The 12987-nt window shown below is 62.0% G+C and carries 11 protein-coding genes; 4 read left to right on the forward strand and 7 right to left on the reverse strand.

All coding sequences use genetic code 11. From position 1 onward, the window contains the following. Positions 1–12: 12 nt before the first annotated feature. From PWP93_RS31225 to PWP93_RS31245, 5 genes are all read right to left on the reverse strand, one after another. On the reverse strand, positions 13–891 hold the full coding sequence (locus PWP93_RS31225) for a phosphoribulokinase (RefSeq protein ID WP_421047456.1): 879 nt from the start codon (positions 889–891) through the stop codon (positions 13–15). Positions 892–927: 36 nt separating this feature from the next. Next, positions 928–2007 (reverse strand): class 1 fructose-bisphosphatase, encoded by a 1080-nt coding sequence (locus tag PWP93_RS31230; RefSeq protein WP_421047457.1) that lies wholly within the window; start codon positions 2005–2007, stop codon positions 928–930. A 26-nt stretch (positions 2008–2033) separates the two neighbouring features. Next, positions 2034–2912 carry a CbbX protein gene (gene cbbX / locus PWP93_RS31235; RefSeq protein WP_421047458.1) on the reverse strand — a complete coding sequence of 293 codons (879 nt, stop codon included), beginning with the start codon at positions 2910–2912 and terminating at the stop codon, positions 2034–2036. Positions 2913–3007: 95 nt separating this feature from the next. Beyond that, positions 3008–3427, reverse strand: a complete 420-nt coding sequence (locus PWP93_RS31240) for a ribulose bisphosphate carboxylase small subunit (RefSeq protein WP_421028735.1) — start codon at positions 3425–3427, stop codon at positions 3008–3010. 27 nt (positions 3428–3454) lie between these two features. Further along, positions 3455–4939 (reverse strand): form I ribulose bisphosphate carboxylase large subunit, encoded by a 1485-nt coding sequence (locus PWP93_RS31245; RefSeq protein WP_421047459.1) that lies wholly within the window; start codon positions 4937–4939, stop codon positions 3455–3457. Between the two features lie 101 nt (positions 4940–5040). Between PWP93_RS31245 and PWP93_RS31250 the strand changes: the two genes are divergently transcribed. After that, the gene (locus PWP93_RS31250) at positions 5041–5961 is read left to right on the forward strand and encodes a LysR family transcriptional regulator (protein WP_421047718.1); all 921 of its coding nucleotides are present in this window, start codon (positions 5041–5043) and stop codon (positions 5959–5961) included. A 128-nt stretch (positions 5962–6089) separates the two neighbouring features. Here PWP93_RS31250 and PWP93_RS31255 read toward each other — a convergent pair whose 3' ends face one another. Further along, entirely contained in the window at positions 6090–6902 is an 813-nt protein-coding gene (locus tag PWP93_RS31255; RefSeq protein ID WP_421047460.1) for a formate/nitrite transporter family protein, read from the reverse strand. Between the two features lie 403 nt (positions 6903–7305). Between PWP93_RS31255 and PWP93_RS31260 the strand changes: the two genes are divergently transcribed. Next, positions 7306–7449 carry a hypothetical protein gene (locus PWP93_RS31260; RefSeq protein WP_421047461.1) on the forward strand — a complete coding sequence of 48 codons (144 nt, stop codon included), beginning with the start codon at positions 7306–7308 and terminating at the stop codon, positions 7447–7449. Between the two features lie 10 nt (positions 7450–7459). Here PWP93_RS31260 and PWP93_RS31265 read toward each other — a convergent pair whose 3' ends face one another. Beyond that, the gene (locus PWP93_RS31265; RefSeq protein ID WP_421047462.1) at positions 7460–8890 is read right to left on the reverse strand and encodes a PLP-dependent aminotransferase family protein; all 1431 of its coding nucleotides are present in this window, start codon (positions 8888–8890) and stop codon (positions 7460–7462) included. 324 nt (positions 8891–9214) lie between these two features. On the opposite strand from PWP93_RS31265, the gene PWP93_RS31270 reads away from it, so the two are divergent. Both PWP93_RS31270 and PWP93_RS31275 read left to right on the forward strand, forming a co-directional pair. After that, positions 9215–11488 carry an FdhF/YdeP family oxidoreductase gene (locus PWP93_RS31270; protein ID WP_421047463.1) on the forward strand — a complete coding sequence of 758 codons (2274 nt, stop codon included), beginning with the start codon at positions 9215–9217 and terminating at the stop codon, positions 11486–11488. Between the two features lie 107 nt (positions 11489–11595). Continuing rightward, the gene (locus PWP93_RS31275) at positions 11596–12984 is read left to right on the forward strand and encodes a cytochrome ubiquinol oxidase subunit I (protein ID WP_421047464.1); all 1389 of its coding nucleotides are present in this window, start codon (positions 11596–11598) and stop codon (positions 12982–12984) included. The last annotated feature ends 3 nt before the right edge of the window (positions 12985–12987 follow it).

The raw sequence follows: 12987 nt of genomic DNA on the forward strand, positions 1-12987 counted from the left end.
GTGAGCGTGCGGTTACAGCAGCGCCTGCCGGCGATTGCTCATCAAGCGCAGGATCATCGGCGTGAAGATCAGCTGGATGGCGAGCCCCATCTTGCCGCCCGGACACACGATCGTGTTCGGCCGCGACATGTACGAGTCGTGCAGCATCGAAAGCAAATACGGAAAATCGATACCCTTCGGGTCCGCGAAGCGGATCACGAGCATGCTCTCGTCGAGCGAAGGAATGTCGCGCGCGATGAACGGATTCGACGTATCGACGACCGGCACGCGCTGCACGTTCACATGCGTGCGCGAGAACTGCGGGCAGATGTAGCTCACGTAGTCGGGCATGCGTCGCAGGATCGTGTCGACGACCGCTTCCTGCGAATAGCCGCGCAGGTTCTGGTCGCGATGCAGCTTCTGGATCCATTCGAGATTGATCGTGGGCACCACGCCCACGAGCAGATCCGCATGCTGCGCGACGTCAACGCGGTCGGTCACGACCGCGCCGTGCAGCCCTTCGTAGAACAGCAGGTCCGTGCCTTCCTGCAGATCGGCCCACGGCGTGAACGTGCCCGGCGCCTGGCCGTACTCGGTGCCTTCGACCTCGTCGTGCAGATACTTGCGGCAGCGGCCCGTGCCGTTCTCGCCGTAGGCCGCGAACAGTTGCGCGAGTTCCTCGAACAGGTTCCCGCTCGGCCCGAAGTGGCTGAAGGCGTGCTCGCCGGCCGCCTCGGCCTCCTTGAGCTTCTGGCGCATCTGCAGGCGATCGTAGGCATGAAACGAATCGCCTTCGATGATGGCGGCGTTCACACTCTCGCGCCGGAAAATGTGCTGGAACGCACGGGTGATGGTTGTCGTGCCTGCGCCCGACGAACCCGTGATCACCACAATCGGATGTTTGGTCGACATGTCTCCTCCTGATGCTCGATCTCGTTGGCGCGCGCCTCAGTGCGGCGCGCGGAACAGCGAACGCGTATTGAAAAGCGGTGAATCGAAGGGCTCGCCGGCACCTCGGTCGAACTCGCTGTGATAGTGTTCGATGCGCTCGACCTCGCGCAGCGAGCCGAGGATGACCGGCACGCGCTGATGCAGCGCATCGGGCTCGACTTCGAGAATGCGTCCGCGCCCCGTCGATGCACGCCCGCCCGCCTGCTCGACGAGCATCGCCATGGGGTTCGCCTCGTAGAGCAGCCTCAGCCGGCCGGGTTTCGCCGGATCCTTCTTGTCCTTCGGGTACATGAACACGCCGCCGCGCATGAGGATGCGGTGCACCTCTGCCACCAGCGACGCAATCCAGCGCATGTTGAAGTCCCTCTGGCGCGGACCGGCCTTGCCTTCGAGGCATTCGTCGACATAGCGCTGCACGGGCGGCTCCCAATAGCGCATGTTCGACGCGTTGATGGCGAACTCGCGCGTTTCCTCGCAGATCCGCATATCCGGGTGCGTGAGGATATACGCGCCGATTTCCGGATCGAGCGTGAAGCCGTGCACGCCGCGGCCGAGCGTCAGCACGATCATGTCGGCGGGCCCGAACAGCGCATAGCCCGCGCAGACCTGCGCCGTGCCCGGCTGCAGAAAGTCCTCCACCGTCGGCTCGGTCACGCCGGGAGGCGCCATGAGCACCGAGAAGATGGTGCCGACGGTCACGTTGACGTCGATGTTCGACGAGCCGTCGAGCGGGTCGAACAGCAACAGATAGCGCCCGCGCGGATACCCCGCAGGAATCTCGTAGGCGTGCTCGAGCTCCTCGGAGACCATGCCCGCGAGCTGGCCGCCCCACTCGCAGCACGAGAGCATGATCTCGTTGGAAATCACGTCGAGCTTCTGCTGCGTCTCGCCCTGCACGTTCTTCATGCCCGCCGCGCCTATCGCGCCATCGAGCGCGCCGCGAGCGACGCGTGCGCCGATATACTTGCAGGCGGTCTGGATATCGTTGACGAGCGCGGCAAGCTGCTCGTCCTGCGCCGGATGACGGCGGTGCTCCTCGATGATGAACTTCGAGAGCGTCGTTCGGCCATGTTGCATGAACGTCTCCTTTATCGATCTGTCTTTTATGCGTTGCCGCCGAACACGCGGCTCGCGCGAATGTCGGCAGCCACGAGGGTCTCGAGTGCTTCCCGCGTCACCGGCGCGTGCGACGAGAACACGCGACTGGCCTGGCGCAGCCGTGCACGGTCGAGCGCATTGCGGATCGAGCGCGCATTCGCGAAGTTGGGCTGCGCCTTGCGCCGCGCAATGTAGTCGTGGAACGCGGCCTTCGCTTCGTCGTCGAGCCGGTAGTGCATGTCGTGCAGCATCCGTTCCGCAATCTCGAAGAGCTCTGTGTCGGTGTAGTCGGGAAAATCGATGTGATGCGCAATGCGCGACTTGAAACCTGGATTGCTCTGGAAAAAAGTATCCATGCGCTCCTTGTAGCCGGCGAGGATCACAACGAGGTCGTCGCGCTGGTTCTCCATGATCTGCAGCAGGATCTCGATCGCCTCCTGGCCGTAGTCGCGCTCGTTCTCGGGGCGATACAGGTAGTACGCCTCGTCGATGAAGAGCACGCCGCCCATCGCGCGCTTGAGCACCTCCTTCGTCTTGGGCGCGGTGTGGCCGATGTACTGGCCCACCAGGTCGTCGCGGGTCACGGCCACCACGTGGCCTTTCCTCACGTAGCCGAGGCGATGCAGGATCTCGGCCATGCGCATCGCGACCGTGGTCTTGCCCGTGCCCGGGTTGCCGGTGAAGCACATATGCAGCGACGGCGCAGCGGTCGCCATGCCGAGCTCCTTGCGCGCGCGCTCGACCACGAGAAACGCGGCAATCTCGGCGATGCGGGTCTTCACGGGCTTCAATCCGATCAGCTCGCGATCGAGGCGCTCGAGCACATCGTGAATCTGTGCGTCGCGCACGATGGCCTGCAGATCGATGGCGGTTTCAGTGCTCATGGCGTCCAGTCCCGTCAATAGTGAGGATTGCCTGGCGTGCGGCTTGCGCCGCGCGCCGCTCGGGTATCGGTATCAAGCCGTTGCGCGTGCGCCCATCACGCGTAGCGCTCGCCCGATGGCTTGTCGTCCGCGTAGGGGTGCAGGCTGTAGTGGAGCTTGCGCGCCGCGCCGTCGTCGCGTCCGAGGCGGAAGCCCGGCTCGTTCGCCGGCCGCGCGACGATGAACGACAGGCGTGTCGTCTCGAACCCGAAGGTGGAATCGAACGCGTTCACCTTCACGTAATGGCTCGGCTTAGCCTTGCGGCACGCATCGACTTCGAGCATCACGCCGGCGGCGTCCCTGAGATCGAACATCGGCAGGCCCCACATTTCCCAATACGCGTTGCGCGGGTGCGGATCGTCGGTGAATTCCACGGAGCAGGCCCAGCCCTCGCGCAGCGCGTAGTCGATCTGCGCGCGGATCTCGTTGTCGGTGAGATCCGGCAGGAAAGAAAAAGTCCCTTGTGTGAGTCGCATATCGTTCTCCTATCCTTGTGGCGTGCGTTACGAGGCCGTTGCCGTGGTCACGAAGTCCGGCGTGTCAGTGGACGCGTAGTTGAAGGTCACGTCGCGCCAGGTGTCGAGCGCCTGTTTGAGCGGCGTGCACCAGCGCGCAGCCTCTTCGAGAATCTGTGGCCCCTCGGCCGCGATATCGCGCCCTTCGTTGCGTGCCTTCGTCATCGTTTCAAGCGCGACGCGATTCGCGGTCGCGCCGGCCTGAATGCCCATCGGGTGGCCGATCGTGCCGCCGCCGAACTGCAGCACGACGTCGTCGCCGAACAGCGTGAGCAATTGATGCATCTGCCCCGCGTGGATGCCGCCCGAGGCGACCGGCAAGACCTTCTTCAGCGCCGCCCAGTCCTGCTCGAAAAACAGGCCGCGCTGCAGATCCACTCCGTTGCGCTCGTCGCGGCAGACGTTGTAAAAGCCCTGCACGGTGAGCGGATCGCCTTCGAGCTTGCCGACCGCCGTGCCCGTGTGCAGGTGATCGACGCCCGCGAGCCTCAGCCATTTCGCGATCACGCGGAACGACACGCCGTGGGACTTCTGCCGCGTATAGGTGCTGTGTCCCGCGCGGTGCATATGCAGAATCATGTCGTTCTTGCGCGCCCAGTTCGAGATCGACTGGATCGCGGTCCAGCCGATCACGAGGTCAACCATCACGATGCACGAACCCAGCCCCTTGGCGAATTCGCCGCGCTCGTACATGTCCTCCATCGTCGCGGCGGTAATGTTCATGTAATGCCCCTTGATCTCGCCGCTCATCGCCTCCGCGCGCTTGACCGCTTCCGTGCAGTACAGAAAGCGGTCGCGCCAATGCATGAAGGGCTGCGAGTTGATGTTCTCGTCGTCCTTCGTGAAGTCGAGACCGCCGGCGAGCCCCTCGTAGACGACGCGCCCGTAGTTCTTGCCGGAGAGGCCGAGCTTGGGCTTCATGGTCGCGCCGAGGAGTGCGCGGCCGAACTTGTCGAGCCGCTCGCGCTCCACGACGATGCCGGTCGGCGGCCCCTTGAAGGTCTTCACATAGGCGACCGGAATGCGCATGTCTTCCAGGCGCAATGCCTTCAGGGGCTTGAAGCCGAACACATTGCCGATGATCGACGCGGTGAGGTTCGCGATCGATCCTTCCTCGAACAGCTCGAGCTCGTAGGCGATATAGGCGAAGTACTGCTGCTCGGTAGACGTGCCGGGGCCCGTGTTGGGCACCGGGTCGACGCGGTACGCCTTCGCGCGATACTTGTCGCAGGCGGTGAGCCGGTCGGTCCACACCACGGTCCATGTCGCGGTGGACGATTCGCCCGCGACGGCCGCAGCCGCCTCGTCCGGGTCCACACCTTCCTGAGGCGTGATGCGGAACAGGGCGATCACGTCCGTATCTTTGGGTTCATAATCCGGCTGCCAGTACCCCATCTGCTTGTACTTGAGCACGCCGGCCGCATAACGTTGCTTGGCGTCCGTAATCACACCGCTTTCCACAGGCTTGGTCATCGTCTCGCTCCTTGGTGGCTGACCTCATGGACACCAAGGTTATGCGGCGGGATAATTCATGTACATTCACGAATTTCTTTTCGTCGATTAAGGATTTCTTAATGAGAGGCGTGACGCTCCGGCAGATCCGTGTCTTCGTCGCAGTGGCACGCCATCTGAACTTCTCGCGCGCGGCCGAAATGCTGAGCCTCACGCCGCCCGCGGTCACGATGCAGATCCGCGAGCTCGAAACGCAGATCGGCTTGCCGCTCTTCGACCGTGAAGGCAGGAATGTCTCGCTCACCATCACGGGCGAATATTTCCTCGTCTATGCGCGCAAGATCCTGGCGACGCTGAAAGACGCCGAGGACATGGTGGCCCGCTTCAAGAAGGTCCAGACCGGGCGGCTCGTGATCGGAATGGTCAGTACCGCGCAGTATTTCGTGCCGCCACTGCTCGGACGCTTTTGCAAGGACCACCCGGGCGTCGAGGTGAGCCTAACCGTTGGCAATCGTCAGACGCTGGTGGAGCAATTGCAGCGTAACGAAGTGGATCTGGCCGTGATGGGACGCCCTTCCAGGGAGCTTGCCACGCGCGCGGAGCCGTTCGCGGCCCACCCGCTCGTGTTCGTCGCGGCGCCGGACCATCCGCTGGCGCGGCTCGGCCCCGTGCCGTCCCAGGCGCTTGAGGGCTATGACTTCATCGTGCGCGAGCCCGGCTCAGGCACCCGCGCGGTGCTGGAGGCCTACTTCGAGAAGCACGGCCTGACGCCGCACATCACCATGGAAATGTCGGGCAACGAAACGATCAAGCAGGCCGTGATGGCCAATATGGGCGTCAGCCTCCTGTCCCTTCACACGCTGGGGCTCGAACTGAGCAGCGGACGCCTGGTCGTAGTCGACGTCGAAGACACACCGGTATTGCGCCGGTGGTATATGGTAAACCTGCTGTCGAAGATATTGTCGCCGCCCGCCGAGGCGTTTCGCTATTTCATGCTCGAGCACGCGGAAAATTATCTGTCGCAAGAATTCGGACAGACATGAAAAGCGTGGGCGTAGCCGATATTTAGAATCGGATTTGAATCGACTACGCCGCCGATGTAATCGGATTTGAAACGGCGAAACCGCCGTTGCCCGGCACTGGCGCAACGGCGTACATTCGTTCGGATAACTCAGGTACCGGCGCCTTCCGACGCCGGTGTGGCCGCATTCGAGGCGTGGCCGATGCCGCCTTCCTGCAGCCAGTAGCCGAGGCCCATGAAAACCGCTCCGCCGGCGATATTCCCCGCTGTCACGAAAACTTCGTTGTGGATCGCTCCGGCGAGCGTGATCGACGCGGGGTGATCGGCCATCAGCGCCAGCGCGAAGGCAAACATGTTGGCCACGCTGTGCTCGAAGCCGCAGGCCACGAATGCGAAGATGGGCCAGAAGATGAGTCCGAGCTTTGCCGCATCGTTCTTCGTGCGAGCGGCCATCCAGATCGCGAGGCACACCAGCCAGTTGCAAAGCAGACCCTTGGAGAAGAGCACGAGGCCCGGGGCCGCCATCTTTGCCTCCACAGCCTTGAAGAATACCGCTGAGCCATCGGTCAACAGCACGCCGCCGCCGCCCGCAAGCAAGATGGCCGAGAGCACAATGGCGCCACACAGGTTGCCTGTCCACGACGCTATCCATACCAGCAGCAGGCCGCCCACGCCGGTCTCCCCGCGCAACAGGGCCAGCGGCATATACATGGCCGTTCCCGTGAACAGATCGGAGCCGGCGAACACAACTATGGTGAGCGCGCAGGCGAACACCGCGCCCATCACGAGATGCACGAAAGCCGGATCGACGTGCGCACCCACCGTAAACATCAGAATGTCACCGAAGCCGATATAGGCGCCTGCCATCGCAGCACCAATCAGAAACGCCAGAGGCGCATGCAGCGCCGTCGACGCACGGTTGGCGCCTCTTTTCGCAAACAGGTCGATACTTTCCGCGTACATTGCTGCTCCAATAAGGATCGGTCTCCGCCGCCGGAGACGGGCCGGGCCATGCACCGCATGGCCCGATATTCACCACCCCCCTCTTTCTCTTGCCTGCCATCGATTTATGGAGTGCAAGGTTAGGTGGCACAGCAATCCCTGTACATTCAGCTTTTTCTTGCCTGAACTTAAGAAGTTCTGAATCGACCGCAACCCGGTGCGTTACGTTGCTCGCCGTCCGGATTGCCTTCGCAACCGTGCGCTGTCTCGCCAGTTTTTAAAAAATCGACCTGCTATTTTCCGATACTTCAAATCGCCTGAGCAAAGCCGGCAATTCAAAGCCCGTTCGGTTCGATGCGATTGATCGGCCGCGCACGACGGTGCCATAATCCCTCTACGGATGACGAACCAACGGGAGCCGAAAGTGACACGTGAACATAAGGACCGGCGGCACCCGCTTCTGCGCGACCTGAAGTGGACGGTCATTCTCTGGTGCGTTGGATTCGGCGCAACCGCTTTACTTACGCTACCGTTTCACTTTCTCGTGGTGGCCATGATGAAGAAGTAAAGGCGCGTGCTTACGCCTGGCGCGCGCACGATGCTGCCAGCTTTCCGACCGTGATGACCGCCCGCTCGATTTCCGGCGACCATGGCGTGCTGTAATTGAGCCGGATGAAGTTGCGATAGTTGTTCGACACGGAAAACATATAACCCGGTCCGATCGTGATGCCGCGCGCCAGAGCGAGCTGGTAGAGGTTCATTGAATCCACTTGCGCCGGCAACTCGATCCATAGCACGTACCCGCCCATCGGCGTCGACGTGCGCGTGCCCGCTGGAAAAAAGCGCGTGACCATCGACTTCATCAGATTGGCCTGCTGCGCGTAGTTCTTGCGGATACGCCGCAAATGATGCTCATAGCCGTCGCGCTCGAGGTATTCGGCAATGGCCAGTTGAGGAATCACCGAGGTCGTCAGGGTATTCAGAAACTTCAGCTTTTCGAGCTCGTCGCGATAGCGGCCCGGCAAAGCCCAGCCGATGCGATACGCCGCTGTCAAACTTTTCGAAAATGACCCGCAGTGCAGCACGGTGCCTTTCTTGTCATAGGATTTGAGCGTAGTGGGATGCGAGTCGCCGAAATACAGCTCGTTGTAAACGCCGTTTTCGATCACCGGAATGCCCGCCTTGGCGAGCAGATCGACGAGTGCGCGCTTGCGCTCGTCAGGCATCTGAAACCCGAGCGGATTCTGGAAATTCGGCATCACCATGCAAGCAGCAATCGGCCCCGCTTCAATGATTTTCGTCAGCGCCTCGATTTCGATGCCGTACTCGGGGTGCGTCGCCACCTCGATCGCCTTCATGCCCGATCGCTCGATGGCGTGCAGCATGGCGTAGAACGTGGGCGACTCCACGGCGATCACGTCGCCCGGCTTGGCGACCGCCTGCAGACACAGATTGATCGCCTCCGTCGCGCCGACCGTTACGATGATCTCGTTGGGGTCCACGGCCATGCCGTTCTCGAGGTAGCGTCGGGCGATCTGGCGAACCAGCTCCGGGGTGCCCGGCGGCAGCGCGTTGGTGACGCCCCAGAGTGACTTCCTGCGTCCCGCCGCGGACGCATAGCGATTGAGCTTTTCGTAGGGAAAAAGCTGCGGATCCGGATACGGCGAACCGAGCGGCACGGCGTCGTCGGTGCCAATGGAACGCAAGGTGGACAGCACGAGGCGGCTCACGTCCACCGTGGCCGATACCGCGATCGGCCGGCTCGTGCGCAGTTCGTCCGAATGCACGTCCGCTGCGCCCATGCGCGCGCTCACGAAATAGCCGGACTGCGGGCGGCTCTCGAGCACCCCCCGGCTTTCCAGCAGCAAGTACGCCCGAATCACGGTGGTGATGCTGATGCGGTGCTGCTGGCTCGCCTGGCGCACCGAAGGCACGCGGTCGCCTGGCCCATAAACGCCTTTGCGAATCAGCGTTTGGATATCGTCCGCGAGCTTTTCGTAAAGTTTCACTGCGATCTCCCCAGTGGTCGCTTGCAGCACAGTTCGTGCAGTGTACTGTGCCGGGCGAAACTGTACTCAAGGTTGCAGCTGAATTCTGTATGTCATGGATGCCGCTTTTAGCGCTTATGCTTGTGCATAGATGTTTCGCGACCGATAACCGATAACTAATATCGGATCGGCAACCGTTCACGCCAGCACGCCGCCTCCCTAGAATGAGCTGGAAAATGTTCGCCTTAAATCAATTCACGCTACAGATTCTCAGACCTGTGCGGTCCCGATGCAGCGTGGCTCCGGCCTTGCGCCGCATGCATAGAAAACACAATGGAGTTTCCCATGACGAAACTACGTGATGTGCCCGGCGTCCATCCCTACACCGGTCCCGCAGGCGGATGGGGCGCGCTCAAAGCAACCGCGCAGGCGATTCACGATCAAATGGAAAGCATCGCGGCGCCTATTACGCTGATGCGGACCAATCAACCCGACGGCTTCGATTGCCCCGGTTGCGCGTGGCCCGACAAAGAGCATCGCTCCACCTTTCAGTTCTGCGAAAACGGCGCGAAGGCCGTGACCTGGGAAGCCACAACGAAGCGCGTGACGCCGGAATTCTTCGCTGCGAACACCGTCGCCTCGCTGCTGCAAAAGACCGACTATGAGCTCGAAGACATGGGCCGGCTCACCCACCCGCTGGTTTACGACCGCGCAAGCGACACGTTTCGCGCCGTCGACTGGGAAGACGCGTTCGCACGCATCGGCGAAATCCTGCGCTCGCTCCCGCCGGATCAGGTCGAGTTCTACACGTCGGGGCGCGCGTCCAACGAGGCCGCGTTTCTGTACCAACTCTTCGCGCGCGAGTACGGCACCAATAATTTCCCCGATTGCTCGAACATGTGTCACGAGCCAACCAGCGTTGGCCTGCCGCGATCGATCGGCATCGGCAAAGGCACCGTCTCGCTCGAAGATTTCGATTCGACCGAACTCATCATTTCGATCGGCCACAACCCGGGCACCAACCATCCGCGCATGATGGGCACCTTGCACGAAGCATCGCGGCGCAACGTGCCCATCATCGTCTTCAATCCCCTGCGCGAGCGCGCGCTCGAACGCTTTGCCGACCCACAGAGCATGATCGAAATGGCCACGTTCGGCTCGACCCGCATCGCATCCACCTACTTCCAGCTGGACGCGGGCGGCGACGCGGCTGCGCTCAAGGGCATCATGAAGGTGTTGCTGCAGATGGAGGCCGAGCAAGGCGGCGTAATCGACCAGGCGTTCATCGCGCAGCATACCGAAGGTTTCGACGCTTTCGCCGCAGACCTCGAAGCAACCTCGTGGGAAGACATCGAGAAAGCCAGCGGCCTCACGCGGCCCGACCTCGAGCACGTGGCGATTGCCTATGCGAAGTCGAACGCGACCATCGTCACGTATGGCATGGGCGTCACCCAGCACAACAAAGGCACGGCCAACGTGCGCCTGATCGCCGATCTGCTGTTGCTGCGCGGCAATTTCGGCAAGCCTGGCGCGGGCATTTGTCCGCTGCGCGGCCATTCGAACGTGCAAGGCAATCGCACCGTGGGCATCACCGAGAAGCCATCGAAAGATTTCCTCAAGCTGATCGAGAAGGCCTGCGGATTCACGCCGCCCGACGGACACGGCCACGACGCGGTGCAAGCCATGCAGGCGATGATCGACGGCAAGGCCAAGGCGCTGCTCTGCCTCGGCGGCAATTTTGCGGTTGCGCTGCCCGACTCCGAACAGTCGTTTCCCGCGATGGCGGCGCTCGACTTGAGCGTTCATGTCGGCACGAAGCTCAATCGCACGCATCTGCTGGTTGCGAAGGAAACCTACATATTTCCGTGTCTCGGCCGCACGGAGCTCGACATGCAGAGCAGCGGGCGTCAATCCATCACCGTGGAAGATTCGATGTCCATGGTTCACGCGTCGGCGGGAAAACTCACGCCCGCTTCCGACCAGTTGCGCTCGGAGCCCGCTATCGTTGCAGGCATCGCGCGCGCCACGCTGCCCAATACGAAAGTCGCATGGATGGACCTCATCGCCGACTATGACAAGATCCGCGACCTGATCGAGCAGACGGTCCCCGGCTTCGAGGACTTCAACCGGCGCATTCGCGTGCCTGGCGGGTTCCGCTTGCCGCTACCGCCCACCGAGCGCCAGTGGCACACGCCATCGGGCAAGGCCGAGTTCTCCGTCTATGGGGGCGTGAAGGAAGACGCCGACGTGCTGGCCGCGGAGAACGTGCTGCGGTTGATCACGATACGCAGCCACGACCAGTACAACACGACGATCTACGCGATGGACGACCGCTACCGCGGCGTGTTTGGCCGGCGCGACGTGCTCTTCATGAACGGCGACGACATGGCGGCGTATGGCATCGAGCACGGCGATCTCGTCGATATCGAAACGGTCACGCCGGGCCGTACGCTGCGCCTGAAAGACATTACCGCCATCGTGTACAGCATCGCACGCGGTTCAGTCGCCGCCTACTACCCGGAAGCCAACGTGCTGGTTCCGCTCGACTATATCGACAAGGAGAGTGGAACGCCCTCGTACAAGTCCGTGCCCGTGCGCGTGTTGCGCGCGGCAGGGTAGTCTCAGGCAGTTGCGGTGTCCGGCCGGGCACGCCGCCTGGTTGTGTTGTCCCGGCCGGAATGTCTGTGGCGTGTGAATACAGCCGTCACCTGGAGCGCAAAAGAATCATGGACATCTTCGACGCATTTCATCTCGCCAGGCTGCAGTTCGCATTTACGGTCTCGTTTCACATCGTCTTTCCGGCGATCAGCATCGGCATGGCGAGCTTTCTTGCCGTGCTCGAATGGCGCCTTCTGCTCACGGGCGATGCGGCTTACAAGGACATGTACCGCTTCTGGTCGAAGATTTTCGCGGTGGGATTCGGCATGGGCGTGGTCTCGGGCGTCGTGATGGCTTACGAGTTCGGGACCAACTGGAGCGGATTTTCGACCATTGCGGGCAATATCACGGGGCCGCTGCTGACCTATGAAGTCTTGACCGCGTTCTTCCTGGAAGCGGGTTTTCTCGGCGTCATGCTGTTCGGCTGGAATCGCGTGAGCCCGAAAGCCCATTTCTTCGCCACGCTCATGGTCGCGGTCGGCACGCTCATTTCGACCTTCTGGATTCTCTCGTCGAACAGCTTCATGCAAACGCCGCAGGGCTATGCGATTCAGAACGGCCGCATCGTGCCCGTGGACTGGTTCAAGGTGATCTTCAATCCCTCGTTCCCATTCCGTCTCGCGCACATGACCATCGCGGCCTTTATCGTCGCCGCCTTTATCGTGGCTGCTTGCGGCGCCTGGCATTTGCTCCAGGGGCGGCGCGACGTGCCGGTAAAGCGCAGTTTTTCGATGGCGCTGTGGATCCTGCTCCTTCTCGCGCCCATTCAGATTCTGGTTGGCGACGCGCACGGTCTCAACACGCGTGAGTATCAGCCGGCGAAGATCGCCGCCATTGAAGGACTCTGGGAAACCGAGCACGGCGGCACCGCGCTCAACCTGATCGGCTTTCCCGACATGAATGCGGAAGTGACGCGCTATGCGATCAAGGTGCCGCATCTCGGCAGCCTGATTCTCACCCACAGCTGGGACGGCGAAATTCGCGGACTCAAAGAGTTTCCGCCCGAGGACCGTCCGTACTCGCCTATCGTGTTCTGGACATTCCGGATCATGGCGGGGCTCGGCATGCTGATGCTATTGACCGCCGTGGTCGGGCTTCTGCTTCGTGGCGGCGGCCGCCTTTACGAAGCACGCTGGTTCCAGTGGTTCGTGTTCTGCATGGGGCCATCGGGCATCCTGGCCCTGCTGGCCGGCTGGATCACGACTGAAGTGGGCAGGCAGCCGTGGACCGTGTATGGCGTCGTGCGCACCGTGGACTCGGTGTCGCCCATCGGCGCGCAACAAGCCGGCGTCTCATTGCTGATCTTCGTGATTGTCTATTTTCTCGTCTTCGGAACAGGCGTCTATTACATGCTCAAGATGATGAAGAAGGGACCGGCTACCGGCATCGAAAGCGTCGAATCGCTCAAGTATCCGGGACTGCACAATCGTGCACTCGACGCTGTGGTGGGGGACTGAGGC

Origin of the sequence: Paraburkholderia sp. A1RI-2L (assembly GCF_048957375.1) — a bacterium.
Classification (GTDB): Bacteria; Pseudomonadota; Gammaproteobacteria; order Burkholderiales; family Burkholderiaceae; genus Paraburkholderia.

Excerpts from the sequence above, each read along its gene's own strand:
- PWP93_RS31240 (WP_421028735.1), bottom strand. The coding sequence starts at position 3,427 with ATGCGACTCACACAAGGGACTTTTTCTTTCCTGCCGGATCTCACCGAC.
- PWP93_RS31255 (WP_421047460.1), bottom strand. The coding sequence starts at position 6,902 with ATGTACGCGGAAAGTATCGACCTGTTTGCGAAAAGAGGCGCCAACCGT.
- PWP93_RS31275 (WP_421047464.1), top strand. The coding sequence starts at position 11,596 with ATGGACATCTTCGACGCATTTCATCTCGCCAGGCTGCAGTTCGCATTT.
- PWP93_RS31250 (WP_421047718.1), top strand. The coding sequence starts at position 5,041 with ATGAGAGGCGTGACGCTCCGGCAGATCCGTGTCTTCGTCGCAGTGGCA.
- PWP93_RS31270 (WP_421047463.1), top strand. The coding sequence starts at position 9,215 with ATGACGAAACTACGTGATGTGCCCGGCGTCCATCCCTACACCGGTCCC.
- PWP93_RS31225 (WP_421047456.1), bottom strand. The coding sequence starts at position 891 with ATGTCGACCAAACATCCGATTGTGGTGATCACGGGTTCGTCGGGCGCA.
- PWP93_RS31245 (WP_421047459.1), bottom strand. The coding sequence starts at position 4,939 with ATGACCAAGCCTGTGGAAAGCGGTGTGATTACGGACGCCAAGCAACGT.
- PWP93_RS31230 (WP_421047457.1), bottom strand. The coding sequence starts at position 2,007 with ATGCAACATGGCCGAACGACGCTCTCGAAGTTCATCATCGAGGAGCAC.
- cbbX (WP_421047458.1), bottom strand. The coding sequence starts at position 2,912 with ATGAGCACTGAAACCGCCATCGATCTGCAGGCCATCGTGCGCGACGCA.